This is a genomic window from Streptomyces sp. R-74717, assembly GCF_047305335.1.
GTDB lineage: Bacteria > Actinomycetota > Actinomycetes > Streptomycetales > Streptomycetaceae > Streptomyces > Streptomyces atratus.
Map to the genome: position 1 here is coordinate 9,423,509 of NZ_CP102361.1, position 23,605 is coordinate 9,447,113.

The following is a 23,605-nucleotide window of genomic DNA, read 5'->3' on the forward strand; positions in this document are numbered from 1 at the left end:
CTTGGCCGGCGACGAGTGCCTCGCCCACTCGATGTCCGACATCTGGGAACAGGAACGCGCTCACCCGCTCACCTTCATCCCAGCCGATCCCGTGGGACCAGCGGCAGCAGAGCTCGTATCGCCTCCTCGGGGTCGGGGACGGAGATCGCCAGCCGGCTGAACGGCGCACCCCGGCGCAGTTCCACACACAGCACCGGCCGGCCGGCCCGTACCCACGCGAAGTCCTGTCCCTCCTGGAGATGCCGGATGCCCGCGCACAACCGTCCGGGAATCCAGGTGCCCCGACCGCACCCACCGCGAAGCGCACGCCACCAGTCGGGCTCGATATAGAGCCGGCGCAGCGCCGACACCGGAACCCGCACATCGCGGTGGCGTGCCGCCGCCTTCTCCCGCCAGGACAGACGTACGACGATATCGGTGCCCTCGACTACCACCCGCGCCATGTCCTCTCCCTCTTTGCGGTGCTGCAGGGTCGGCGTGGCCTGGTGCCTGGCAATGCTTCGGTCCCGTTCCAGGTCTGCATCGCGCTATCGGATTTTCCTTCGCACGACACTCCTGAGACGGTCACCCGTCGCGATTCCTGAAGACTGACCCCGCAGGCAGGCGGGGCGCTTTGCCGGGCTCAGCCATGCACGGCCATGACACATCGATCCGGCATCGAAGGCTTCTCAGCTTCCGCTGCTCCCGGACCGCAGGTCCCACCACGGGCATGTCCGACGGCTCCCATCCCGTCGTCCGCAGGGCCGGCCAGGACGCGAAGGCGGCCACGGCCGCGGCGGCCGGCACCAGGACTGCTCGGCTGCGGGATTCCGGGTTTGATGTCCTGCAAGGTCTGCCCCCTACGTGTCCCTTCGGTCTTCTGCTGAAATTTTCTGTTGCAGTCACTGTCCCGGGTCTCGGCGGAGTCTGCGGCCTCCGGAGTACCTGCTGCGAAGGCCAGGTCATCGCTGCTGGACAGACGCGTTCGGTTGGGTTTCGATGGATACCTGCCGTACTTGATGAGCGGTCATGCGGCAGAGGGCGGCCGGATCCCCGGTCACATGGCGGCGCGTGGGATCCGGCTCGCTGATGTGGGGGCCACGGGCATGGATGTTGCCACGGTCAGCCGTTTTGGAGCCTCGTCGCGGGTGTGCATGGAAGCGGGCTCCGTCCTCGACGCGGCAGGGTTTCCGCAATCCGCCGGCTCGTCCTCAAGGCGACCCCTCCAGTGATGACTGAGCGTGATCATCCAGGTCCGTGCCCTACCGAATGCGTGACTTTTCAACATGCGCGCCCCTGCGCCCTCAGGCAGGAGCGCTCTGGTCAGTCGGGTGGCTCGGGGACGGGGCGGGATCCCGGACCCGGCGCAGGGGTCGGTTCCGCGTCCGGCTGGGGCTCGGGTTCGCCGGGACCTGGACCTGGTACGGACGGCGATTGCGGGTCGTGTGGCACTGGATCCGGCTTGCTGGGGACGGGCCCCGGACCTTCAGGGGAGGGTTCTGTGGTCATCGCTCTCGTCCTTGCGTTGTGCGCCACCGAACTTCTGGATGAACGTTGAGAAGAAGCTTTCGGGCCAGGCGCGTCCAGCTTGTGGGCAGGGTACCCGGAGTGACATGGCGCACATCTGCATTCTCGTGTGTCTGCCCACGTTCCGCCCGCACGGAAGCGGCCCACCCATCGAATACGACCAGCCGCTCAGCACTGAACAGCCGCAGCCTGCCCCGCCAGGAGCGCAGGCGGGTCGTCTCGAGAGGCGACCGGAGTCTTCAGAAGGGAACCTGGAAGGGTGGCTGTGCTGGACCCGGGAACGGGAAACGGGGCGGCCTTGGCCGTACAGGCCGCGCAGTTGGGTGGAATTGACTGCCGTCTGCCCGACCAGTCGCTCGCGTCCGCCCCGCGGACGGCCGGGGACGGTGCTCCAGGGATTTCGCGGGAGCGAGGACATCGTGGAGTACGCGCCCCGGCCGTCCGGGACTTGCTCGAAGCGCTGTCCAACAACTGACCGGGCGGATGCACACCCGACCGGCAAGGAGGTGTTCCCGCCATGGAGCGAGGAAGCAGCCGTCTCAGCCCTCATGAGGACGATCAGCGCAAGCACGAACTGCAGGGATTCCTGCGGTCCGGCCACATCACCCGCGTAAGCGAGGCGTACGACCCCGAGCCTCCCGCCGACGACGACGTGCGCGTTGACCCGGGCGGCCCCGTCCCCCCACCCGGTGAGGAACGAGAGCGGGCGCGCGCCGAGGCCGAGGCCGAGGAGCTCAGAGCCGAACTCGCGCGTCGCCTGAGCCGCACGGTCTTCCCTGCGGATCGCGCGTCCCTCCTGCGCACTCTTTCCGGCTCGTACGCTCCGGACGCGCTGATGGACGCGGTGCGAGAACTTCCTACGGACGACCGGTATGCGAACGCCGGAGAGATCACAAGAGCACTGGGCTACCGGCCACGCGTCTGAACCTCGCCGGGGCAGTTCTGCCGTGCACGGACGAAGCGCTCACGTGTGCGCGGCCAACTCTCGCGATCAGGCAGCGGACCCTGCTCACCAAGGACAGCGCCGTGGCCTGCAGGCTATGCCGTCCGGATACGGCGCTCTGCCTGCTGTGGTGCGCTGTGTCTCCGTATGCGATCACACCCGCTCCGCGTGAGGATCGGGTTACGGGCGGTGGTCCGGTTGCGCCCCGATCCCTGCGCGGGGTCGGCACCCTTCCCCGGCGCTCCGGTCCGCTTCCCGGCCCTCACCGCCAGGGGGCCTGGGGATACGTATGCGGCGGCCGTTGTGGACCGGTGGCATCAGGATCGCGCTGCTGGGGCAGGCGCCGATCGAGTGAGGCGACGGTCTCAGCTCTTTCACCTGCGGGGAACACGAACACACTGCGCATGGGCGCCGAGCCGGCCTTCGCGCTCCGATTCGGCGATGCTGGCGATCAGGCTGTCGTATATGTCGGCCAGTCGCGCCCGTTGGGCCTGGTCCGGGCGCAGGGGGAGCAGCGGATGCAGGCTTCTCCGCCCCGGCGCTCCGCCGCATCTTGCGTAGCTGTGGGGCTTTCACTCTGCGCTGCGGCTCGGCGTTGACGTAAATCAGGTCGCGAAGCGTGGAGCTGATCACTACGGTGTGACGCCATACGAGTCGAACCCACAGCATGATGGCTGTCACGGAGTTGCCATGCCCCCGCAGATGAAGCTAACGGCGATAACACTCGACTGCGCCGATCCCGAGGCGCTGGCCGCGTTCTATCGGCAGGCCACCGGGCTCGAACTTCACCCGCAATCCGACGGTGACTTCGCCGGCCTCACCGGCGACGGGCTCTTTATCGGCTTCCAACGGGTCGATGACTACCAGGCTCCGCACTGGCCTGGCCAAACCGTGCCACAACAGGTCCATCTCGACTTCGAGGTCGACGACCTCGACGAGACCGAGGCCCTGCTACTGGAGGCGGGCGCGACCAAGCCGGAGCACCAACCGGACGGAGACAGGTGGCGGATCCTCACCGACCCGGCCGGGCACCCCTTCTGCCTGACCAGAGGCTGACGTGCCCCTGCGGGCCCGGTCCGGTGCGGACATCGCCGCCGTCTGCCCGGAACTGGCAGTGCCTGGGCCTGTGTTCGGCGGGCCCGCAATTCTGGGCAGTGAGATCGTCGCGGTCGACAGCGAGGGACGGAGCGACTTCGACCTGCTGCAGTCCCCGATGGGGTGCGCAGGCCATGGAGAAGCCCCGGACCGCCGGACTGGAGGGCGTGCTCGCGCAGCGGCTCACTTCCGTGTACGAGCCGGGCGTTCAGGTGACAGTGACTGACCAACGAGACGAACCGGCCCGACGCGCGACGCGATCAGCGGCCGGAGACTGTGGCGATTCCATCCGCCCCGGGTCCGACTCATTTGGATCAGTCGGACCCGGGCGTACCAGAACAGCGCCCCGGGCTCCGGCGAGAGGTGCCCGGGGCGTGCGCTGCCGGTGCGAGACGGCACCGGCGACCCCCGGCCAGGTACTGCTCGTTATGCGAACTGGCCCGGCTGGTAGTCGCCGGCGGGCTGCTGGACGATGACGTTCACGCGGTTGAAGGCGTTGATGAGGGCGATGAGCGATACCAAGGCGGCGAGCTGGTCCTCGTCGTAGTGCTTGGCGGCATTCACCCAGACCTCGTCAGTGACGCCACCGGCCGCGTCGGCGATGCGGGTGCCCTGCTCCGTCAGCTCCAGAGCGGCGCGCTCGGCATCGGTGAACACCTTGGCTTCCCGCCAGGCCGCGACCAGGTTGAGGCGCGTCGAGGTCTCCCCGGCGTGCGCGGCGTCCTTGGTGTGCATGTCGGTGCAGAAGCCGCAGCCGTTGATCTGACTGGCGCGGATCTTCACCAGCTCCTGCGTCGCTGCCGGTAGCGTCGAGTCCGAGATGACCTTGCCCGCCGAGATGACGTGCCTCAGGGACTTGGCTGCGACCGGGTTGCCGAGGAGGTTCAAGCGAGCATCCATGGTGCACTCCTTGCTTGATGGTGGTTACACCTCCTTGACGGAACAGCTCGGCAAGATGTGACAGGAACGAATGTGACGTGCGTCTCGCCTCTCGCACCGCGGCAGGGGACCACCCACGACGAAGTTCAGGACCGCTGCCGAGGCGTCGCCCGGCTCAGCACGATCGCCGGCGCCTCTTCTGGCCCGAATCCAGGCGCGGGAACCTTTCCGCGGCCCAGGCCGCGACGGCAGCGCAGAGCACCGCCACGACGGGGAAGAGCAGGAGACAGCCCGCCGGCCCGGACCAGGACCCCTCCCACCAGCGGGCCGAGGGGGCAGCCGATGGATTTGCAGAAGCCGTAACTGCCGTACACCCGGCCATGCTTGACGGCCGGGTTGAGTCCGGGCACCGATGCGGTCTGGGAGGGTGCCGAAGACCGGCTTGAGGAGGGCCTCGGCCCCGTCGTACAGGGCGAGCAACAGCAACCCGCCCAGCACCGGCAGCGAGGTCACCGCGTCCTCACTGAAGCCATGCAGGTTGGCCGCGATGCCGTGTGCCTGCCAGGCCTGTGTGTGCAGGACGGTGGAAGGGCGTGGTCCCTGAGGTGGAGCGCAGGCCGAGCACACTCGCGTCGGAGGGGGAGTTGCCCGTGCGCCCGTCGAGGGCCCGTGGAGCCGGATCGGGTCGACAACGAACAGGACCGGCCCGTGCGTACGTGCCGACTGGCTCGCTTGGAGTTGATCACGCGCATCCGGGTGAATTTGACCAGCGGAAACGTCACTTCCCATGGGGGGATTGTGGTCAGCCTCCATGCTGGTGGGCCATCGATGAAAGGTTCCCCCATGCGGCGTCGTGCGGTGCTCGCCACTGCTCTTGTGTCAGCGTCCGCCGTTGCTTCGACAGCGGTCGTCGCCGTGGCCGCGGGTGCCGAGTTGCCCGTTGCCGGGGTGGTCACCTGGTGCTTGTCTCCGGCTGCTGCACAGCACTTGGCGGCGGACGGTGTTGTGGTATCGGCCGGAGCCCCGGCTGCGCTCGACTCGTCGGGGGCGACGCCGTGCGTGCAGTGGCCGATGAAGGGCAGCATCAGCCTCGATGTTTCATCAGGATCGTGGGCGTCGGATGGCGATGTCTCCTTCACCCGGGCATCGGATGGACGCAGTCTGCGTCTCAGTCAGGCTCATGGTGATCTGGCGCAGCAGACGATGACTGTGGAAGCAGCGGTCGGAGGCGAAGCAGCACGGTCTGTCGAGCTCTCCACCCATTCGATCGACATGAAGGACATCGCGGTCACCATGCCGTCCCTCAACTCCTCCGGCTCTGTCGAAGCGAAGCCTTTGGGCACCGTGCTCACCGCAGACGGTGCGGCTGTCTTCACCGAGGCGTTCGGTGCGCCGCCGGTGCCCGGCGGAGACATCCCGGCCACAGTCGCGGGCCGTGTCGATGTTGTTCCGGCCTTCAGCTGAGCGCCGTGGTAGGAGGCGTCGGCTCGGGCTTGGCAGGTGCGGGGGTTTCGGCTGACGTGCGCGGTCGTAAGGGGAGCGGTCCGGTGCTGGCATGGGCTCGGGATCTGCGTCTGGTCGTCGACGCCGGCGAGGAGGAACGTCTGGCTGCCATGCGGCTGGACGAGTTCGCCTCTCTCGTCGTGCCGGGGGCCGATGCAGCGGACCGGGATCTGACGGCGCAGTGGGCTGCGTTCATCTGCCTGATCGACGATCGATTCGACCGTAGTGGGCTCGGTTCCCAGCCCGATGAGGTCCGTGCGCTGTTCGACCGGCTGCTGGGAGTTCTCACCGCGGGCGGTACCGCTGACGTGCGCAGTGGGGCCGCGGCGGCGTTGGGCGACTTGTGGCGGCGTACGGCTCCGCGTATGCCACCGCAGTGGCGGGAGCGCTTCGTCGCCGACTACCGCGATTTCGCCCTGGCCACGTGTGAAGAGGCCGTAGGCCGCAACGAGAGGGGTCGGCCGGCGCTCAGCGACTACCTTGCGCTGCGCCGCCGGACCATTACCGCATTGCCGATGGCGGACATCGTGGAGTGCACCGCCGGCGCTCCGTGGCCGGATCTGCCTGGCGGGGACACCAGGTTGACGACTCTGCGTTCGGCTGCGGCTGATGTGGCGGGCTGGACCAATGACCTTGTCTCGGCCGAGCAGGACCTGCGGACAGGGCAGGAGAATCTGGTGACCGTATGGGGGCGTGATCACGGCTGTTCCTTGTCTGCTGCGCGTGAGCGTGTGGTGAGGATGCGAGACGACCGGCTGCGGTTCTTTCACACGCTGGCTGCCGCGCTTGCTACGGGCGAAGGGGTTGCAGGCCCTGATCGGGTGCCGGTGCGGCGCTACGTGGGGGCGCTGGGATCTTTCGTGTCCGCGACGCTGCTCTGGCTCGGCGTCACCGGGCGGTTCGAAGCGCGATGGATGCCGGACCGCCACAGCGGGCCCACCCCACCTGGATTGACCTGACCGCTCTGCCCGCCTGCCCTGAAGGACCGTACCGCCGATGAGACCGCTCGCTCCCGAGCAACTGCCCACCAGATGGCCGACGTCACTCTTGCCCGCCGAGCTGGCGGCTGGACAGAGCCGACTCCTGACAGGACTGCTGAATCGGGTCGGAGCCGACGGTGCCGTTCGTGATGCCTGCCGCAGTCGGGTCCTCGAATCCGCGCTCACCCTGGCGCTCGTGATACGGCACGGTCAGCGTTACCAAGGAGCTCGCTCCCGCATCGTGCGCTACCTGAAGCGCCACCGGCACGTCGGTGACCCGCTGGAGGCGGCCCTGGCCGACACCGCTCTGGGATGCGGCTTCGCACGTCCGGTGCAGCATGAGGTGCTCGCGGGGATGGCGGCCCAGGTACCGGAGTTCGCCGGGGGCCGCAAGCGAGCTCTGGCCCACGCTGTGTTCACCATGCTCGGCGCAGATCTCGCCCATGACGATTTTGGCCCGGATGCCTTCGATGTGGATGCGTTGCACCCTTGGGCTGCCGTGCAGGTCACTGCGGCCAAGGCCGTTCTCGGCCGGGCCGCGGGCAAAGCTCCGCTCGGTGCCGGTGACCTCGCCCTACTGGCATCTACCCAGCGGCAGGGAATCGTGTGGGAGGGAAACTTCTTCATCCATCTCCTGGTCCTGCACGCACTCGCAGATGTGCCTGGCATGCAAGCCACGGTCGACGAGGGCCTGGGCACCGCCCTCATGTACCAGCGCGACGACGGCGGCATGCCGTTCGTCACCGACACCGATACCTGGTCCACGGTCACCGCGGGACTTGCGCTCCACGCCACTGGCGCACCGCCCCCTGTGCTGCACCGTGTCGCCCGCCACCTCCTGCGGGTCCAGCACAAAGACGGCGGCTGGTCGTACACCGACCGCGCGCAGTTGCCCGATACGGACTGCACCACCGTTGCGCTCGAATTTCTGCACCAACTCGACCCATACGCCTATCGCGGCCCGATCCGGCGTGGCCTGGATGCCCTGCTCGCCGTGCGCGGCTCCGACGGAGGATTCCCCACCTATGGAGCGGGCACGCCTTCCGAGGCGTGCATGACCGCGGCCGCCGTCAACGCGCTCAGCACGCAGGGCCACCTGCACCACGGCATCATCCAGTCGGCTCTTCACTTCCTCGTCGGCAGTCAGCTCGCGGACGGCTCTTTCCCGCCCGGCTGGAGCAGGAGTCGACTGCACACGCTTTTCCGGGCACACCTTGCCGGCAACCACTCTTTCCGGACGCCTCCTCCTCCCATCCGGAGCATGCATGAGCAGACCTTGTCCCTGGTGCGCGCCGCCCAACGGGCTGATGGAGGTTTCGGACAGCAGGACGGCAGCCCGAGCGACGCGATCAGCACCTCCTACGGCCTGATCATTCTGACCGGTCAGGCCGACCCCGCCCCGGCCGCCCGAGCCACTCGCTACCTGCTCGCTCAGTTACGCCCGCACGGCGGCATCACCTCGCCTCCAGACATGCTGGGCCCTCGCCCTTTCCCGTATGACGTCCCGGTGCTTGCCGACGCCTTCGCCCTGCTCGCGCTGGGCCACCTCAGCCGCCGTATCCGGCCTTGTCGAGCCGCTGTGCCGGGCCGCCGGCACAGCGGCTCGCGACCCGTCGAAACCGACAGGGCTCAGCACCATGACGCTGGTGCGGCCCACTCCACGGAGAACACCACGTGAACCTTCCTCAGCCACCCACCCCCATGGATCTGACCATGCATCACATGGCCCAGACCCAGCCTTTGATCTCCCAGACGATCGGAGTGCTCCTCCACCTCGAAGGCACCCCGCCCCCCGTCGGCGAACTCCGCAGCCACATCGCCAACCACCTGCACCTCGACCCTCGCCTCACCCACTTTCTCCACGGCCCCGGGCTCAAAGCACGCTGGCAACACGACCCCGCCCCGGATCTGCACACCCGTGTCCGTGAACGCCACGTCCCGCCCGGCGACGGTCACCTCGACGCCGCCCTGCACGCCCTCCTGGCGCATCCGCTGCCCTACCAGGGCCCGCTGTGGGACGTATGGCTGCTGAGCGGCTACGCCCCGGACCGTTATGCCATCTGCTGGCGAGCACATCACAGCACCCAGGACGGCATGGGCCTCATCAACATGCTGCACACGGTGTTCGGGGCGGCAGCGCCGCCCGCCGCCGTGAAACCCGTCGCACGACCCACTGCCGGGACCTACCTGCGCACGGTGCGCAGCACCCTCGCCGCCTGCGCCGCCAACAACTTCTGGAACGATTCCGCGCGGCCCCTGGGCGGCACTCGTGTGGTCGGCTGGGCGCACCTGCCCACCCAGCGGCTGCGCGGCCCGGCAACCCAGTGCGGCGGCGACACCAACGACGCCTTCTTGGCTGTCCTGAGCGGAGCCCTGCGCACGTGGTGCTCCGAGCACTGGCCCCGAGGCGTCGGCAGGGCCTTGCCCGCCCTCACGATGGTCAATCTGCGCCGAGCCGAGGAACAGCAGCGGCCCGGGAATCTGATCACGTTCGCCCCCGCCCCGCTTCCGTGCCAGGAGCCGGCAGCCGATAGCCGTCTCGAGCGCGTCATCGCCACCACCCGGGCCACCAAAGACCCTTCCCATCACAGGGCCATGCGCGTCCTGATGGACCTCACCCCGGCTCGAGCGTTCTGCACAGTGGCCCACATCCTCACCGACCCCGACCGGGCAGCGGTCATCACTTCATACGTCGCGATCCACCGGCCCCTGCACTACGGCCACCACCCGGTCACCCACATCCAGCCGTTCAACTGGCTCCCGCGCAACCAGCCGGCGTCCATCGTCGCCTGCAGCTACAACGGCACGACGAGCGTCTGCTTCGTCACCGACGCGGCTGTTCCCGGACTTCACCGGCTTCCCGAACTGTTCAGCGACGCCGCGGAAGAGCTCTCCCCGCCACAGGACGGCGGACAGCCAGAACTGCCGAATCAGTCACAAGGCCCTGAAGTGCAGCGCTCTCCGCTCGCCACAGTCGGCGAGGGCACCTCAGCCGTCGTCGACTTCGCGTTCATCAAGAACGTCCTGGTGCACCATGCCGCCCTGCCCGCGGCGCCGATCACTCAGCACGCAACCCAGACGCAGGCCGGCATCGACTCCATGGCAGTGACTGTGCTGTCCATGGCCCTCGAGGACCAGTTGGGCCTCCTCATCACCGAACAGGACCTCGCGCAAGCCCCCACAGTTGCCGACCTGGTCAACCTCGTAGCCCAACGAGCTGCTCCCCAACACCGCTGATGACCGCATCCGCCCGGCCGCCAGCAGCAATCCGCGCCGCTGCCGCCCTTCTGCCGCAGCCCGGCCGGCGAAGGGAGCACCCAGAGCCGGGCAAGCCCCATGTTCGGACCTTCCGCCACGAACGGGTGACACCGATGAAACGACCGATTGCGCCCGTAGCCGCGTGTCTACTGTGAGCCCCGTGACTTCACCTGATGCTCTGCCGCCACCGCCCTCACGGGCGGCCCGGCTGATCGGTCTCGGCAGCTGGTTACCACTGCGCCAGATCACCAACACGGAATTGTGCTCACGCCTTGACACGTCCGCAGAGTGGATCCAAGCGCGTATCGGCATCACTACACGGCACGTCGCCGATCCCGCCACGGCGACGAGTGACATGGCAGTGGAGGCAGGGCTGCGTGCAATGAAGTCGGCGGAAGTGGAACACGTCGACGCTCTGCTACTGGCCACCACCACACCCGACCACCCGGTGCCCAGCACCGCGCCGACGGTGGCCCACAGGCTCGGCCTGCGCCAAGTCCCCGCATTCGATGTCGCCGCCGGCTGCTCGGGCTTCGTCTACGCAACGTCCGTCGCAGCAGCACTCATTCAGTCAGGCACCGCCCACACAGTCCTGGTCGTGGGAGCAGAGACAATGTCGGCCATCATCGACCCCGCCGACCGGTCCACGGCGCCGATCTTCGGGGACGGAGCCGGCGCGGTCGTACTGGAGGCAGGACGGGCAGGCGAACCCGGCACGCTCGGGCCGGTCGCCTGGGGGAGCGATGGCGAACACGCCGGCGCCATCTACGTCCCCGAAGGAGGCTCTCGCCGATCCCCAAGCCCAGTGACGGGCGCCGAAGCGGGCCGGTACGTCCACATGCAGGGCAACGTGGTGCTCCGCCACGCGGTACGCCACATGAGCCAAGTAGCCCGCGACGCAGCTGCTGCGGCCGGATGGGCCGTGCGGGACATCGACCGGTTGATCGTCCACCAGGCCAACGCGCGCATCAGTGCAGCGGTGGCCGATGATCTGGGCATTCCACCGGAGGGTGTACCGTCCAACATCGCGCGCGTCGGCAACACCTCCGCAGCCTCCATCCCCCTGCTGCTGGCCCACGCCACAGCCGACGGGCGGCTAACCGCCGGGCAACGAGTCCTCGTGGCCGCCTTCGGCGCCGGATTCACCTGGGCAGCCACCACGCTCGTGTGGCCCAGGGGTCTGCAGGCCCTCACCTGACTGCGGGCAGACACGGATCAGAGCCCACAGGACGTTCACTCGTCGACGGGCCAGAGCGAGGACCGCTTGGATGTGTTGCTTGCCTTTCGCTCGCTGCGCTCGTAGAAGCGCCGCGAGGCATTGTAGTTGTGGATGCTGATCAGCGCGGAGGTGCAGAAGACGCGTTGCGGGCCGCGGTGGTAGCGCCGGGGCTGATGCAGATTGCCTCTGAGCTGCCTGAGTCGCGAGGTGAACCGCTGCGGGTCTGGTGGAGGCTCGATTCCCTGAGAGGATCGAGTCATGGCACGTCCGTCCCCCTACCCTTCCGAGTTTCGTGAGCGTGCGGTGCGCATGGTCGCGGAGATCCGCCCCAACTATCCGACCGAGTGGGCCGCGATGAAGGCGGTCGCCGTGAAGCTGGGCATCGGAGACAGTGCGGACGTGGGTCCGCAAATCCCAGGTCGACGCCGGCCGGCGACCCGGCCTCACCTCCGAGGATGCCGCAGAGATCAAGCGGCTCAAAGCCGAGAACACCGAGCTGCGACGGGCCAACGAGATCCTCAAGGCGGCCTCGGCTTTCTTCGCGGCCGAGCTCGACCGGCCGTCGAAGCGCTCGTAGCGTTCATCGACGTACACCGCCAGGTGTTCGGAGTCGAGCCGATCTGCCGAGTCCTGACCAGCCACGGACTGAAGATTGCAACGAGCACCTACTACGCCGCCAAGAACCGCGCCCCCAGCGCCCGGTCGGTCCGCGACGCCGAGCTGAAGAAGCAGATCAGCCGGCTTCCCCCGCGACCGCTCTTTGAGGCAAGGGGATGGGGCTGTCACTCACTCGGGTGATCGGCCCGTGCGCCGCGCCGGTTGCTTCTAGGCTTCGGGCATGCCCTGGAACTGGATGCAGATCAGACTTCACCCACCGACGCCCGGCAAGGCCGGATACGGCGAAGCGGCGCTTGGGAAGGGCGGGTTGACGTACGACGAGGCGCGCGATGAGGTGTATGGCTTCCTGCTGGCCATGGCACAGCTGCCGGTGCCGACCGCTGCCATGTACGCGGAGGCGGCCGACCTGTGGAGCCGCGGCGTCCCCGATGACGTACTGACCGCCGGGCTTCTGGTCTCGCGGGTGTACGAGTACGGGCGGCTGCCGGGTGAGACGGCGGAACGGGCGGCGCATTTACTGATGGAGGAGTTCAGTATGAACACGACCGGGGAGCCGCACAGGGTGATCCTGTCGGGCAGCTCCCCGGGTGGCCGTTCGCAGCCCTGACGAACAGCCGAAGTGCGGCCGCTCCGTGAGTTGGTGGCGCCCAGTGGTCCGGGGCGTCCGGGTGTCGTGCGCCGCAGATGCCGACGTGGTGTCTGCGGCACAGGCCACAGTGAGTACTTCCGGGGTCCTGCCCGGGGCGGAGCGGGTCCGCCAAATTAGTCAGCTCTCCGACCTGCTGATCCCGGCCACCGGAAGGTCGGCTCCGGCCAGCAGCCCCGCCCCACGATCACCAGCCCGGACTCCGGGGCGGGACCGTCGCCGAAGGCATCGACGACGTAGAGATCCACGATGCTGCCTTTCCGACGAACGGGATGCAGGTCGCCACGGGACTTCCTCAGTCGGGAGTTCCGTGATCGGGACGGCACTGCGAGGGGGATGCCCCACGGATTGCGGGCCAGGTGGGGGCTTGGTCTGCCTGTTGGAGCCCCTGCTCGGCTGGGACCAGGAGCCGGGCGAACCGCCGGTCGCCGGCAGGGTCGATCGCGGACGGGTCGGCCGCTGTGATCGGCGCGGCCAGCCGCAGCTGCGCGCATTCGCCGATGCCGCCGCCGACATCACTGGTGGCGTCGTAAACCCATCCCAGTCGTTCGACTTTCCCCGGCGCCAGGGGCAGTTGTGCTTCCTCAGCGGCCTCGCGCACCAGCGCGGCCCCGGGGATGCGTCGGTGGGCTCGACGGTGCCGCAGGGCAGCACAACCAGCGGTTCAGCGGGGTCAATGACCAGGACCACGCGCCCGTCGGGCGCGAACAGCCTTGCCTTCTTTCCGCTGTTCAAATCCTGCCCCGGGCAGCGCCGCACCGCGGTTGTCGGCGGTGGAGTCGCCGTCGCCTGCGCCTCGCGCCCTTCGCGGCCCGCCAGGGTGGTGACAGGGCACGTGGCTCAGCACCGTCACCGCGTCAGGTGCCGCAGATCACCCGGGATGGGCCGGGTGTCCAGGCGTGTGAAGTACTCGGTCGCAATGATGCGTTCGCGGTGCCGGCCGGCAGGCGGGAGAGGATGCCCGGCAGGGGGCGTTCCCGTGCTGCTTCGCTTCGGTGCGCGAGGATCGCGCGCCACTTCTGGTCGAGCCACGGCCGCACGTCGACGGTCGTGGTGATGAGTTCGTCCGGCACGCTGAGAACCGATTTGCCGACCGGCGTCAGTAGAGGGGCCAGGTCCCCCACAGCGGAGTGCGGGTGTGTGGCGAGGTAGAGGAGGCTGGGTTGCCAGGGTTAACCGGTATCGGGACAAAGATGCTCAAGTCCGGCGGCCTGTATGGCGAGCGCGGTGACCCGATGGGGGTGCCGGTGGCCCGGGTGTCCAGTCGGCCCGCCGTACAGCGGCGGGCCTCGTCGGCGGCGTCCCGTAGCTCCTCCAGGTCGGCCCGGCCGACCTGCTTGCCGCCTGCGAGGTCGGCGGACTCGTCAGCCGGCGTGACCAGCCAGCGGGTCAGTACGGGCTCTTCGCTATGCGCCGACCCACTGGCCGTCGCACTCGAATGGGAGTGCGGTGACCCGGTCGACCGCCTTGGCGACGCACGGCGCCGACCCGGTAGTAGCCCTGGGGGGCCGGTGGTCCATCAGCTCCCTGAGGACGTCGGGGGCGACGCCGGCGTATCCGGGATCAGCTGGACGGCTTGTGATGAGGGCTTCGCCCAGTGGCCATCGCAGTGGTGTCCTGAAGTTCCCCCACGATCACGGACAGCGAATGTTTACGCTGCGTGGGTGAGATCTTGGGCCGCCAGGGCCCTGGTCTCGATCGGGGTGACGTAGCCGTAGATTGGATGCTTGCGCAGACGGGTTCGGTTGTACTCGACCTCGATAAAGCGGAAGACGTCCGCGCGAGCAGCCTCGTGGGACTCCCAGACGGTGGTCCCGATCTCCGCTTTCAGTAAACCGAAAAAGCTTTCGGCTGCGGCGTTATCGTAACATGACCCGGTTCGTCCCATGCTCTGGCTCAGCTTCAACTCCCTTATCAGCTTGCGGTATTCACTCGACGTGTACTCCGATCCGCGATCCGAGTGTGCGATGCAGTCCTTCCTCAGGGCGCTGCGGCCGGCGGCCATCTTCAGGGCGTCGACAACAAGTTCGGCGCGATGGTGGTCGGCCATCGCGTACCCGATGACTTCGCGGGTCGCCAGGTCGATGACCGTCGCCAGATGCCACCAACCGGCGAGTGTGGGCAGATATGTGATGTCCTAGACCAGCTTCGTGCCGGGCTCGGCGGCGGTGAAGTCCCTCCCGACCAGGTCCGGCGACGGGGCCGCCTTGGTGTCGGCCTTGGTCAGGCTGCGGCGCTTGCGGCGGGTGATCCCGCGGATGTCGCGCTCCCGCATGATCCGCTCGACCTTCTTCCGATTGATCCGCCTGCCCCCGCGTCGCAGTTTCGCGGTCACCCGCGGGGCCCCGTAAGCCCCACGGGAATCGGCGTGGATCTGCCGGATCTCCCCGGCGAGCTCGTCCTCGGCCGCCTGGCGCACCTCGGCGGCGGGCCGCGCGGCAAGCCAGACGTAATACGCCGATCGCGCCACCTTCAACGCCCGGCACAGCAGACTCACGCCGTAGCCGCCGGGATTGTCCTCGGATGCCTTCTCCGCGTCGATGAACCGGTAGCGCGCGGCTACTTCGTCTTCTGCTGCGCGAAGAAGGCGGTCGCTTTTCCCAGCACCTCGATCGTCTGTTCCTGCTCGCGGACCTTGCGTCGCAGCCGGACCAGTTCCTCCCGCTCAGCGGTGGTCAACACCCCGGCCGGCCCCTCGCCCCGATCGATCCCGGCCTGCCTGACCCAGCCCCGCAGGCCCTCGGAACTCACCCCGAGCTCTCGCGCGACCTCCGTCACCGTCCGCCCGGAGGAACGGACGAGATCGACGGCGTCCTTCTTGAACTCCGCCGTGTACCGCTTGCTCGTGTTGCTCTTCTTACTCACTACCTGGACTGCTTCCTCCGGGACCCATACGTCCCAGTATCAAGCTGTCCTGACATCGGGGGGAACTTCAGTCCGGGGGTTGCTGGCGTCAGCGGTCCGTTCCGGGGTTGTCGGGCTGGGACGGAGACGGACACGCATCTCGGGTACCTCCGATGCTTTGGACCACCACTGTCCCCAACCCTGCCCGGCACCGCACGGCGAAAACGCCCGCACAGAGCCGCCGGTGGCCGCCTCCCGACGCTGGGTCGGCCCTACGGTGAAACCCCTGGTTGTGGGACCGCGGCGGAGAGCTTCCACACGACGGTGCGGGCCAGGTCCTGCGTAATCCGGGTGCTGCGAGCGTAGCCCTGCGTATCGCCCCATTTTATGCCGCTCACCTCATAGCTGATGGTCAGCAGCAGGTTCTCCAACCGGAGGCTTGTCACGACCCGCGGGCGATCTTCGCTGTACTCCACGACGGAGATGGCCTCGTCACCCAGTCCGGTGGGGTACGTGGTGTGCTCAGGGACGACAAACCGGAGGCCGAGGCCGACTCTGTCGTCGAAGTTCTTCTCGGCCTCCTGCACCGCGGTGAGCGCCGACGTGGGTCGGTGCAGTGTGACGCTGATCTCCACGCTGGGATCTCCGGCAGTCGCTGTGCCGACGTTCCAGGAGCACTGCCTCACGTCGAAGCCGCCGTAGTCCTCCCCGGACTGCTCTCCGTGAGGGTCCGGGACGACCTTCCGCAGGGCTTCGCGGTCGACCAGTTCGCAGGCGGGGGCGACCGCCTTGTACGGCCCGGCCTCCCCATACGGTCCAAGCGCGGCGTTCAGCTGACCCAGACCTATGGTCCACCACATTGCAATGGATCCGACGGTGATGACGCATCCGGAAATGAAGCTGAGGGCAGAGCGGAAGTCCTCGTCTGTTGAGCTGTTGGACGGCACCCGAGCCGGGGCGGGCTGATCCCCGGCCAGCGCGGCCAGTCGTTCCTGGAGCCGGGAGTGCCGGAACTGGTAGGCGGCGCCGGACTGGCGCAGTACGCCGAGGCGGTGGGCCTCCGCGAGGAGCCCGAGCACGTTCCATGGAAGCTTCCCCGCGCCCCACAGCCACGCTTTGGCCACTCCGAACCCACACCAGGCCGACGACGATGTTCCGAGCACGGCGAGAGCGACGAGCATGACGACGAACGTGATGGGCCAGGTGCCTGGGCGGGTGGAAAAAAACATCGGGGTAATCCCCGCGAAGATCACGAGCCAGGCTGCCCGCAAAACCGCCGAGCCCTCTGCCAATATGTTGACGAGCCCCAACGACACCAATGTCGCCAGGCGGTCTTCGCGCAGCGTCCGCTCTGGGCCGCGGGTGGCCGCACCGCTTGTGCGGTCACGAGGATCGTCAAGGAACTCTCGCACCGTCTGCTGGTTACCGGCCTTGGGCCGAGGCCTCTTTCGCCGCAGAATCCAGTGGCCGACGGAGAAGCCCAAGGAGCCAACTGCGAAGATTACCTGGAACAGCAGGAAGTCCGAGAGCCAGTCATACAGCAGCCACCCGCCGAGCACCGCCACCACGACGAGCACGGGCCGGGCCATCCGTGCCGGCTCAGTAAGCGGGATATACCGCGGTAGGGGTGCGCAGGAGCCGAACGCCACATCGGCGACCGATAGCAGACAGAGCACACCGAACGGGACCCAGACCCGCATCTCGCTGCCGAACCAGGACGTCGGCTGGTCGACCTGCCACCGTAGGAGAGCAGTGGCCGCACCCAGCGCCAGCGTTGCCCCCACCGCCCGGGCCACTCTCGGAGCCGCCGGGCTCAGCCGCCACCATGCCAGGTCCTGGGTCTCCAAAGAGTTGAGGCGCTGGGCCAGGAACGCCAGCCATCGTGTGGTCTGCTCCGAATGATCGGTGACCGCCGGGACGAGCTGGTCCAGCAGGTGGTCTTCGATCGCCTCTCGAGTGGGGAAGCGGCGGTGGTCCAGAAGCTCCGCGGGATCACGGGATGTGTCGCTGTAGGTGATACGGGCCAGACCGGTCATCAGTGGGGTCATCAGTACGTTTCGCAGCTTCAGTACGTGCAGGTCACGCGGGTGCTCGCGCAGCCGGCTGAACACCGGGTCCCATTTGGTGGCCACGGTACGGCCGACGACCAGCTTCCGTGTCGTGCGGCGCAGATAGTCCACCGACTCCTGCACGCTCAGTGGCTCCACGCGTACCGCCGCCGTTGCCGGCAGTACGATGTCGGCCTGCCTGACGGCGGCCTCGTACTCATCGACCCTGCTGGTGAGCAGGAAAGGATCCGCCTCGCCGAGCGAGGCGCGAAGTCTGCGCAGAGCATGATGGCGGGTGGCTGCGCTCATCTCGTCGAAGCCGTCCAGTACGGGTAACAGCCTGCCCGCTCGGAGGAGTTCGGCGGCGACCGTCTTGCCGGACACCGCCCGCCCGGCGAGTGCCGGGTGGTCGGCCGCCAGGCGCCTGGCTGCCCAGGACTCCAGGTCCTGCGTCACCGGGTCCCATGAGGCCATGGGAAAGAGTACGGGGACACGGTCGCTCGGCTCGGCCGCCCGCAGGCGCTCGTAGGCGAAGCGCAGCGCGAGTACGGACTTGCCCGCCCCGGCTTGGCCAAGAATGAGCAATCGACCGGAAGGGTTCCTGGCGTAAACCTCGTTGAGGGCACTGCTACCCGAGAGATCCAGCGGTGCATCACGCCCGTCGTTCGTGCGGATGTTCATCCAGTGATCCCCAAACGCCTCGGCGTTGACCCAACGCACCGGCAGCGGAGCCGGATGCTGGAGTCTGCGGAGTTTCATCTCGCGATCCCACAGCACACCCAGTTCGTGTGCGAGTTGTTCGGCGGCTCCTTCGAGCTGCCGGTCCAGGCGGCGCGTGAGCCCGGGGCTTCGTCGGAGCCGCGCCTGGCGCCAGCGCCGAACAGCAGGCTGCAGCAGCGGGCCTGTGAGCACGACACACGTCACGCCCGCCAGCAGGAGCACTCCTCGGGTCCAGCCGCCGGCGTCGTACCCCACCCACACCAGAGCGACGCCTGTTATGAGTATGCAGAACGGCGCAAGCATCCGCGCGAGAGCGCGGCCCGACCCCCGGACGGACACCTGATCACGGTCGGCCCGACCCGGAGAGACGTTGATGTACTGGTCCCTGCCCGACATGTAAATGCGGGAGTTGTCGTGGGCGTGAGCCTCCTGATGGGGATTCGGCTCTCCCCCGGGGATGTTCATGCACCAGTGATGTGCTGGTCCCTGCCCGACATGTAGACGCGGGAGTTGTCGTGAGTCTCCGCCTTCATGACGACCGACGCGACCCGGGTCCGCTCGGTCTCGGACAGCGCAGGGCCAAGATGATCGTCCAGCAACAGCCGCAGTTCGGCGGCAAGGCCGGGGTCGTCGGCGAGGAACTGTTGGAAGTGCATCCGCCAGGCCCCGGCCAGCGCCTGCTCGGTGTCCTCGTCGTCCGCGTCACGTGCGGCGAGCACCTGCCTGCGAAGGACGTCCAGCTCTGCTCCCACGCCGTCGGCGTGGTCCGGACGTATCCGGCGCCACATCGCCACTGTCGCGGTCCTCGCCTGCAGCCAGGCATCCGTTGCCATGGCGCTCACCAAGGCGGTTCCCGCCGCCAGCACGATCGGGTCCATCCCCCACCCCCTACGGATAGTGATCCGAGGACCAATGTAGAGGGGCTGAGGCGCACTTGGGGCGTCTCCCCGGCAATATGGGGCGAGGCGACCGGCGGCCGCCGACTGGCGTGAGGCCCCGGTGCGCGCCGAGCCTTCTGATGGGCGCGCTGCTTTCTCCCGTGCTTCTTGACCACGGCAGTTCTCTTTCCGCGTGCAGCAGTTGATCTCGACGGCCAATTCGGTCTCAATGGGCCACCAGCAGCGCGCCGTCGGGCGAATCGGCGTCCTTCACCAGGCCAGTCGGGGCCCCGCAGCGGACGCTGTCCGCGAGCTGCGCATCGCCGGCCACCCTCACTTCCAGGCCAGGGGCGGGCTGCGCCGTTTCGGGGCCGACCACACGACGACGTCCGTCGGCACCGCACCCCGCGTCGCCGACTCCTCCAGGGGATGGCCCCGGCCGGGGACCTCATCGAGGCCGCCTGGAACCCGGAGTTCCTTCGCGGTCGAGGGCACCCTTCGCCCCGACCGGCTTGTCCTCGGCTTCAACACCACCCACTCCTGGGCGGAGGCGATCCTCCGGCGGGCGTTCGGCCAGATCATTGAGTCGGGGACGCCGACGATCGTCACCGACTGGGCAACCGTCGAGCTCGCCAAGCGGGCCGCGAACTTCTTCCTGGCCACCGAGATCTCCTTCATCAACGCGATGGCCGAGGTCTGCGAGAAGTCGGACGCCAACGTCACCGAGCTCGCCTGACGTCCTCTGAGTCCGTCGGCCTGCCCGCTTCCGCGGACGGGAAGAACCCGGCCGGCAAGGCCGGGGGTGGCGAGTGCATCCAGACCGTAGCGGCGAAGGCCGACGACGGCAGTGAACACCTCCTTGATGACACCCGCTACGACGCGCCGACGTTCAGCGAGAAGTGCGGCCGTTCCTCGATGTCGGGGTTCGTCAACCAGGGCGCGATGAACAAGTACGGCAACGAGTTCCTGGCGCAGATGCGGGTCATCGACGACGACGAGTTCGCCGTCAATCCCGGTCAGCTGTGGTTCAAGGACTGCAACACCGGTGCGGTGAACCTCATCTGCAAGATGAGGAAGCCGTAGCCACTGCACGTCTGCCCGGAGGTCCGTCAGCCAGGCGGGCCCCCGGGCGGGGCATGGTCACTGGACGGGGCGCCAGTGCTCCAGCGCATCGTCCAGGAGCGGGCTGCCGGGGTCATCCCAGACCAGGCAGCCCCACACCAGGCCGGGCACATCTGGCCCCATGGCATCCGCCGGCCCTTCGGTGAGCGTGCGGTGCACAGTTTCGAGATAGGCGGCGATCGACGGATAGCCGGGCTTGTCGCAGGCCAGGTTGTCCGGCAGCGACCAGTAGCCGACACCGTCCGCGCCCACGTAGTGCCCGGACTCGGGGCCTGTTTCGTCGCCGGTCAGCCACGGAACCACTGCGGCGCCCCACCCGTCGCTGCGGCCGATCTCGGGCAGCCGCAGCCTGAGCGCATCCGCCGGGCCGAGCAGGATCCCGCCAGGCAAGAACGCCCCCGACCCGACCTCGCCCTCTTCCTCATTGGCCTCGATGTACTGGTGCTCCACACCGCCACACAGCTGCCACAGCGCGGCCAGCTCCGACGGCAGGGCGAACCCGAGGTGCTGCCTCAGCGCCGCGTCCGCGTTCGCCATCTCTGTCTCCGGCGCGGGGTGTAGCAGTGAGGCGTACGAGGTGGGGGCATGCTGCTCCAGCCACGCCACGATGCGGCCCCACGCCGCCTCGACCTGGGCCGCCTGGCCTTCTACATTCAGTTGATCGCTCATCCCGCCAACCTAACCGGCGGGCAGAAAGGGGATCTCTGTGAGGAGCATCATGCTCGCCATCAGCGCCGCCACCATCAGCTTGTAGACGGGGACGCCTTTGGGGTCCTCGGCCTCGCCGCAGACGGTGTAGTTGGCGGCGTCGACGAGGGCCTGCATGTGCGGCGGCAGCGGCTCGTTGGCGTCCCATGAGGAAATTTCATCCTGATTTCGCTGGTCACGGGCCTGGTGTGAGCTTGTAGTGGGGTACTCGTGCTGGCCAGGACATGATCGGCAGAGGGAGATCGTCTGTCACCTCTGCACTTCGCTGTTCGCCAGGACGAGTAGGGCCCGCAGGAGGGTGGTCGCGTGGCGGGTGTTCATACGGACCTTGCTGAGGAATCGCCAGGTCTTCAGGTTTGCGAAGCCGTGCTCGACGGCGGCGCGTTCACGGCTGAGCAGGCGGTTGGCCTCCTTCTCGGCGTCGGTGAGCCGGTGGTTGCGGGTGGCCTTGCGGCCGGTGATGATCACCGGGTTGTCAGGGTCGTCGTCCAGGCCGACGAAGCCGAGGTCGGCCAGGGCCCCGAGTTTGGCCTCGCGGAGATGCTCGGTGAGCTTGCTGTGGCGGGCGGTGGTGATCTCGCTGGACCGCCCGGGCTTGGCCGCGGAGATCCAGATCAGGTTGCCCTTCTCGTCGGTGAGCGCAAGAAACAGCAGGCCATGGGACTTGTGTTTCCCGCTGTAGTTCTTGCGGTTCTCTGTCCCGGTGCGGCGGCGGGTGCGCACGAGAGTGCCGTCCAGCAGGACGACCACCCCGCCATCGTCGGCGATCTTCTTCAGGGCCCGGTCCAGGCGCGGGGCGCGGGCAGAGAGCAGGCCGATCACTTCGATCACCCATCGGCGCACGGTCGAGGCGGAGACGTCGTTGCCGCCGGCCATGTCCAGAAGGCGCTGGTCATGACGGAGAACGGCGAGCACGATGATCGCTTGGGTTCCCGGGGTGACCTTGCGCCAGCGGGTGCCCAGCCTCTTGCGCTGCTTGCGTATCAGGTCGGCGACGAGGTCGATGGTCGACTTCGACACCGGAAGGCGAACCTGGTAGACAGCATCCTGAGAGCCCTCGGCGGGCTGGTTGTTCTTCACAAAACACGCCAACTCCCGCCGGGGGCCCTCGCGTTGTGGCAGGAATCGGCCACTTTGCGGCCGGATGCCGGGCTGGTGTCAGCGCGGTCCGTAGCGGCCTGACGGGGTGCGGTGCAGCCAGCCCCGGTCCGCGAGCCGCCTCAGCTTGCCCCGCATCGCCTCGGTCTGCGCGGGCAGCACGCCCAGCCCCAGCTTCTCGCACACCTCTCGGGTCTTGACCGGCCCGTCGGACGCACCCGCGACCACCTGCACAATCCGCTGATAGTCGGCGGGCAGCACCTCTTCGCTCATCCCCTCGACGCGGTGCGGCACGAGCAGCATCCCGCCGGCTCCCGACGCTTGCGTCGCCGGCGGATCCGGCTCCACCGGATCCGGCTCCACCGGATCGGGCTCCACCACCGGATCGTCCCGCCTGCCGCCGTCCGTCGCCTCGGCGTACTGGCCGAACACCACCTCCGCGGCCTCCAGCCGGGCCACCTCGACATCGATCTCGGCGAGCTCCTTACGCAGCCGCTCGGCGCGGTCGGCCAGCAGGACCCGCCGTTCCACCGTCCATGTCAGTACATCCACCATGAACTTCCCCTCCCCGGGCCGGATCTTCCTGCCGGACCCTACGAGGAGACAACCGCCCGTACGGCGACTTCCGCGAACGAGGCCCGTGGCAATCGATCACCTGCTACCGATCATGTTCCAGACCAGCCCGAGTACCCCGCCATCGACTCACGCCAGCCCCGTGACCTGCGAAATCAGGATGGAAATTGATCCATGAGCGCGCGCGCCGGCCTGACCCTCTACGCGGTCCTCCGCGAACTCCAGGCCCTCCTGGCTACTTGGACCGGCGCCTGCTCGATATGCGGCCAACCCCGCACCCACCCCCGAACCCCACCACAGGACCTAACGAAGCCCTACTCCCGGCAGGTATCTGGCCGCCCGGCACCGACTGGATGGCGTGGTGACGTGGACCGAGTGGTACCTCGTGCAGGCTACCCGCCTCGCGCGCCGGCTCGGCGTCGCCTCGAACGCTCCGGAAGTGATGGAGGACGCCCGCAACAAGGCGACCGCCCGGAGCCTGTTCGCCCGCCACGGTGTTCCCTCGGCCTCGTCGATGAGTGCCCGGTCGCTGCTGGAGGCGGCACTCGCCGCCGAGACGATCGGCTACCCGATCGTCCTCAAGCCCGCTGCCCGCGCCGGCAGCATCGGCGTGATCCGCGTCGAAGAGTTGCCCGCAGCCTTTGAGTTCGCCTCGGCAGGAGCCCGCGACGGCATCGAGAGCATCCAGGTCCTGGTCGAGGAGTGCCGGTCCAGGGTCGGGGCGAGCAGTGGAGAGTCGTGCCGGTTCGCTCCGGCCGGCACGCGGCCCAGAGGTATCCCACGCCGCTCAGGCAACAGGGCGGCGAACTGGCCCCAGAGCGGTTCGGTCAGCCATGCTGGCAGTGCAGGCACGGGCCTCTCTGGTGATGACAGAGTGTCGCAACTCCGTGACCACCAAGGCCCGTGCCGCCGCACTGTCGGGGCGTCACCCCTCCGACTGTCCGTGTGATCGATTGACCTGCGCTCG

General features: G+C 68.1%; 22 protein-coding genes and 5 pseudogenes. 12 read left to right on the top strand and 15 right to left on the bottom strand.

Features of this window, described 5'->3' with window-relative positions; genetic code table 11:
* Positions 1-74 precede the first annotated feature (74 nt).
* The gene (locus tag NRF20_RS42550; RefSeq protein WP_398633477.1) at positions 75-443 is read right to left on the bottom strand and encodes a hypothetical protein; all 369 of its coding nucleotides are present in this window, start codon (positions 441-443) and stop codon (positions 75-77) included.
* Between the two features lie 1,580 nt (positions 444-2,023).
* Between NRF20_RS42550 and NRF20_RS42555 the strand changes: the two genes are divergently transcribed.
* Entirely contained in the window at positions 2,024-2,431 is a 408-nt protein-coding gene (locus tag NRF20_RS42555) for a DUF2795 domain-containing protein (protein WP_398633478.1), read from the top strand.
* Positions 2,432-3,139: 708 nt separating this feature from the next.
* A complete protein-coding gene (locus NRF20_RS42560) occupies positions 3,140-3,505 on the top strand; it encodes a VOC family protein (RefSeq protein ID WP_398633479.1) in 366 nt (121 codons plus the stop codon).
* A gap of 465 nt (positions 3,506-3,970) precedes the next feature.
* Here the strand turns inward: NRF20_RS42560 and NRF20_RS42565 are convergent, their stop codons facing one another.
* Complete coding sequence (locus NRF20_RS42565; protein ID WP_398633480.1) at positions 3,971-4,444, bottom strand: carboxymuconolactone decarboxylase family protein; 474 nt, start codon at positions 4,442-4,444, stop codon at positions 3,971-3,973.
* A gap of 822 nt (positions 4,445-5,266) precedes the next feature.
* Here NRF20_RS42565 and NRF20_RS42570 point away from each other — a divergent pair.
* Both NRF20_RS42570 and NRF20_RS42575 read left to right on the top strand, forming a co-directional pair.
* Positions 5,267-5,887, top strand: a complete 621-nt coding sequence (locus tag NRF20_RS42570; RefSeq protein ID WP_413754287.1) for a hypothetical protein — start codon at positions 5,267-5,269, stop codon at positions 5,885-5,887.
* An 83-nt stretch (positions 5,888-5,970) separates the two neighbouring features.
* Positions 5,971-6,885 carry a terpene synthase family protein gene (locus NRF20_RS42575; RefSeq protein WP_398633482.1) on the top strand — a complete coding sequence of 305 codons (915 nt, stop codon included), beginning with the start codon at positions 5,971-5,973 and terminating at the stop codon, positions 6,883-6,885.
* An 82-nt stretch (positions 6,886-6,967) separates the two neighbouring features.
* Here the strand turns inward: NRF20_RS42575 and NRF20_RS42580 are convergent, their stop codons facing one another.
* Positions 6,968-7,129 carry a hypothetical protein gene (locus NRF20_RS42580; RefSeq protein WP_398633483.1) on the bottom strand — a complete coding sequence of 54 codons (162 nt, stop codon included), beginning with the start codon at positions 7,127-7,129 and terminating at the stop codon, positions 6,968-6,970.
* Positions 7,130-7,147: 18 nt separating this feature from the next.
* On the opposite strand from NRF20_RS42580, the gene NRF20_RS42585 reads away from it, so the two are divergent.
* The 3 genes from NRF20_RS42585 (at position 7,148) to NRF20_RS42595 (ending at position 11,362) form a co-directional block, all read left to right on the top strand.
* A complete protein-coding gene (locus NRF20_RS42585; RefSeq protein ID WP_413754288.1) occupies positions 7,148-8,584 on the top strand; it encodes a prenyltransferase/squalene oxidase repeat-containing protein in 1,437 nt (478 codons plus the stop codon).
* 44 nt (positions 8,585-8,628) lie between these two features.
* Positions 8,629-10,143: a wax ester/triacylglycerol synthase domain-containing protein gene (locus tag NRF20_RS42590; RefSeq protein WP_398633485.1), complete on the top strand. Its 1,515-nt coding sequence runs from the start codon at positions 8,629-8,631 to the stop codon at positions 10,141-10,143.
* Between the two features lie 181 nt (positions 10,144-10,324).
* A complete protein-coding gene (locus NRF20_RS42595; RefSeq protein WP_413754289.1) occupies positions 10,325-11,362 on the top strand; it encodes a beta-ketoacyl-ACP synthase III in 1,038 nt (345 codons plus the stop codon).
* A 12-nt stretch (positions 11,363-11,374) separates the two neighbouring features.
* On the opposite strand, the pseudogene NRF20_RS42600 reads toward NRF20_RS42595, so the two are convergent.
* Positions 11,375-11,594, bottom strand: a pseudogene (locus tag NRF20_RS42600) (IS110 family transposase); the annotation flags it as partial.
* Between the two features lie 47 nt (positions 11,595-11,641).
* Here NRF20_RS42600 and NRF20_RS42605 point away from each other — a divergent pair.
* Positions 11,642-12,127: pseudogene (locus tag NRF20_RS42605) on the top strand (IS3 family transposase); the annotation flags it as partial.
* A gap of 94 nt (positions 12,128-12,221) precedes the next feature.
* Complete coding sequence (locus NRF20_RS42610; protein WP_398633487.1) at positions 12,222-12,608, top strand: hypothetical protein; 387 nt, start codon at positions 12,222-12,224, stop codon at positions 12,606-12,608.
* 888 nt (positions 12,609-13,496) lie between these two features.
* On the opposite strand, the pseudogene NRF20_RS42615 reads toward NRF20_RS42610, so the two are convergent.
* From NRF20_RS42615 to NRF20_RS42640, 6 genes and pseudogenes are all read right to left on the bottom strand, one after another.
* Positions 13,497-13,924: pseudogene (locus NRF20_RS42615) on the bottom strand (hypothetical protein); the annotation flags it as partial.
* Between the two features lie 374 nt (positions 13,925-14,298).
* Positions 14,299-14,781 (bottom strand): IS3 family transposase, encoded by a 483-nt coding sequence (locus NRF20_RS42620; protein ID WP_413754681.1) that lies wholly within the window; start codon positions 14,779-14,781, stop codon positions 14,299-14,301.
* 3 nt (positions 14,782-14,784) lie between these two features.
* On the bottom strand, positions 14,785-15,144 hold the full coding sequence (locus NRF20_RS42625) for an IS3 family transposase (protein ID WP_413754290.1): 360 nt from the start codon (positions 15,142-15,144) through the stop codon (positions 14,785-14,787).
* 62 nt (positions 15,145-15,206) lie between these two features.
* Complete coding sequence (locus NRF20_RS42630) at positions 15,207-15,512, bottom strand: transposase (protein ID WP_331737113.1); 306 nt, start codon at positions 15,510-15,512, stop codon at positions 15,207-15,209.
* Between the two features lie 251 nt (positions 15,513-15,763).
* Positions 15,764-18,598 (bottom strand): NACHT domain-containing protein, encoded by a 2,835-nt coding sequence (locus tag NRF20_RS42635; RefSeq protein ID WP_413754291.1) that lies wholly within the window; start codon positions 18,596-18,598, stop codon positions 15,764-15,766.
* Positions 18,599-18,720: 122 nt separating this feature from the next.
* Positions 18,721-19,137, bottom strand: a complete 417-nt coding sequence (locus tag NRF20_RS42640) for a hypothetical protein (RefSeq protein WP_398633490.1) — start codon at positions 19,135-19,137, stop codon at positions 18,721-18,723.
* 193 nt (positions 19,138-19,330) lie between these two features.
* Here NRF20_RS42640 and NRF20_RS42645 point away from each other — a divergent pair, with 193 nt between their 5' ends.
* Together NRF20_RS42645 and NRF20_RS42650 are read left to right on the top strand one after the other, a co-directional pair.
* Positions 19,331-19,873 carry a hypothetical protein gene (locus NRF20_RS42645; RefSeq protein ID WP_413754292.1) on the top strand — a complete coding sequence of 181 codons (543 nt, stop codon included), beginning with the start codon at positions 19,331-19,333 and terminating at the stop codon, positions 19,871-19,873.
* Between the two features lie 179 nt (positions 19,874-20,052).
* Positions 20,053-20,220 carry a hypothetical protein gene (locus NRF20_RS42650; RefSeq protein ID WP_398633491.1) on the top strand — a complete coding sequence of 56 codons (168 nt, stop codon included), beginning with the start codon at positions 20,053-20,055 and terminating at the stop codon, positions 20,218-20,220.
* A gap of 57 nt (positions 20,221-20,277) precedes the next feature.
* On the opposite strand, the gene NRF20_RS42655 is transcribed toward NRF20_RS42650, so the two are convergent.
* From NRF20_RS42655 to NRF20_RS42670, 4 genes are all read right to left on the bottom strand, one after another.
* Positions 20,278-20,928 carry a hypothetical protein gene (locus NRF20_RS42655; RefSeq protein ID WP_398633492.1) on the bottom strand — a complete coding sequence of 217 codons (651 nt, stop codon included), beginning with the start codon at positions 20,926-20,928 and terminating at the stop codon, positions 20,278-20,280.
* A 9-nt stretch (positions 20,929-20,937) separates the two neighbouring features.
* Positions 20,938-21,084: a hypothetical protein gene (locus tag NRF20_RS42660; protein ID WP_398633493.1), complete on the bottom strand. Its 147-nt coding sequence runs from the start codon at positions 21,082-21,084 to the stop codon at positions 20,938-20,940.
* Between the two features lie 132 nt (positions 21,085-21,216).
* Positions 21,217-22,047 carry a transposase family protein gene (locus tag NRF20_RS42665; RefSeq protein ID WP_413751748.1) on the bottom strand — a complete coding sequence of 277 codons (831 nt, stop codon included), beginning with the start codon at positions 22,045-22,047 and terminating at the stop codon, positions 21,217-21,219.
* Positions 22,048-22,125: 78 nt separating this feature from the next.
* Positions 22,126-22,620, bottom strand: a complete 495-nt coding sequence (locus NRF20_RS42670; RefSeq protein WP_413754293.1) for a hypothetical protein — start codon at positions 22,618-22,620, stop codon at positions 22,126-22,128.
* A 532-nt stretch (positions 22,621-23,152) separates the two neighbouring features.
* Between NRF20_RS42670 and NRF20_RS42675 the strand changes: the two are divergent.
* Positions 23,153-23,281, top strand: a pseudogene (locus NRF20_RS42675) (carboxylase); the annotation flags it as partial.
* Between the two features lie 62 nt (positions 23,282-23,343).
* Here NRF20_RS42675 and NRF20_RS42680 read toward each other — a convergent pair.
* Positions 23,344-23,421 (bottom strand): annotated as a pseudogene (locus NRF20_RS42680) (IS5/IS1182 family transposase); the annotation flags it as partial.
* Positions 23,422-23,605 lie beyond the last annotated feature (184 nt).

What these genes read in the sequence shown, in the direction of transcription:
- NRF20_RS42550 (WP_398633477.1), bottom strand. Translation starts at nt 443, where the DNA reads ATGGCGCGGGTGGTAGTCGAGGGCACCGATATCGTCGTACGTCTGTCC.
- NRF20_RS42555 (WP_398633478.1), top strand. Translation starts at nt 2,024, where the DNA reads ATGGAGCGAGGAAGCAGCCGTCTCAGCCCTCATGAGGACGATCAGCGC.
- NRF20_RS42560 (WP_398633479.1), top strand. Translation starts at nt 3,140, where the DNA reads ATGCCCCCGCAGATGAAGCTAACGGCGATAACACTCGACTGCGCCGAT.
- NRF20_RS42565 (WP_398633480.1), bottom strand. Translation starts at nt 4,444, where the DNA reads ATGGATGCTCGCTTGAACCTCCTCGGCAACCCGGTCGCAGCCAAGTCC.
- NRF20_RS42570 (WP_413754287.1), top strand. Translation starts at nt 5,267, where the DNA reads ATGCGGCGTCGTGCGGTGCTCGCCACTGCTCTTGTGTCAGCGTCCGCC.
- NRF20_RS42590 (WP_398633485.1), top strand. Translation starts at nt 8,629, where the DNA reads ATGGCCCAGACCCAGCCTTTGATCTCCCAGACGATCGGAGTGCTCCTC.
- NRF20_RS42610 (WP_398633487.1), top strand. Translation starts at nt 12,222, where the DNA reads ATGCCCTGGAACTGGATGCAGATCAGACTTCACCCACCGACGCCCGGC.
- NRF20_RS42640 (WP_398633490.1), bottom strand. Translation starts at nt 19,137, where the DNA reads ATGGACCCGATCGTGCTGGCGGCGGGAACCGCCTTGGTGAGCGCCATG.
- NRF20_RS42650 (WP_398633491.1), top strand. Translation starts at nt 20,053, where the DNA reads ATGTCGGGGTTCGTCAACCAGGGCGCGATGAACAAGTACGGCAACGAG.
- NRF20_RS42655 (WP_398633492.1), bottom strand. Translation starts at nt 20,928, where the DNA reads ATGAGCGATCAACTGAATGTAGAAGGCCAGGCGGCCCAGGTCGAGGCG.
- NRF20_RS42660 (WP_398633493.1), bottom strand. Translation starts at nt 21,084, where the DNA reads ATGCAGGCCCTCGTCGACGCCGCCAACTACACCGTCTGCGGCGAGGCC.
- NRF20_RS42670 (WP_413754293.1), bottom strand. Translation starts at nt 22,620, where the DNA reads ATGGTGGATGTACTGACATGGACGGTGGAACGGCGGGTCCTGCTGGCC.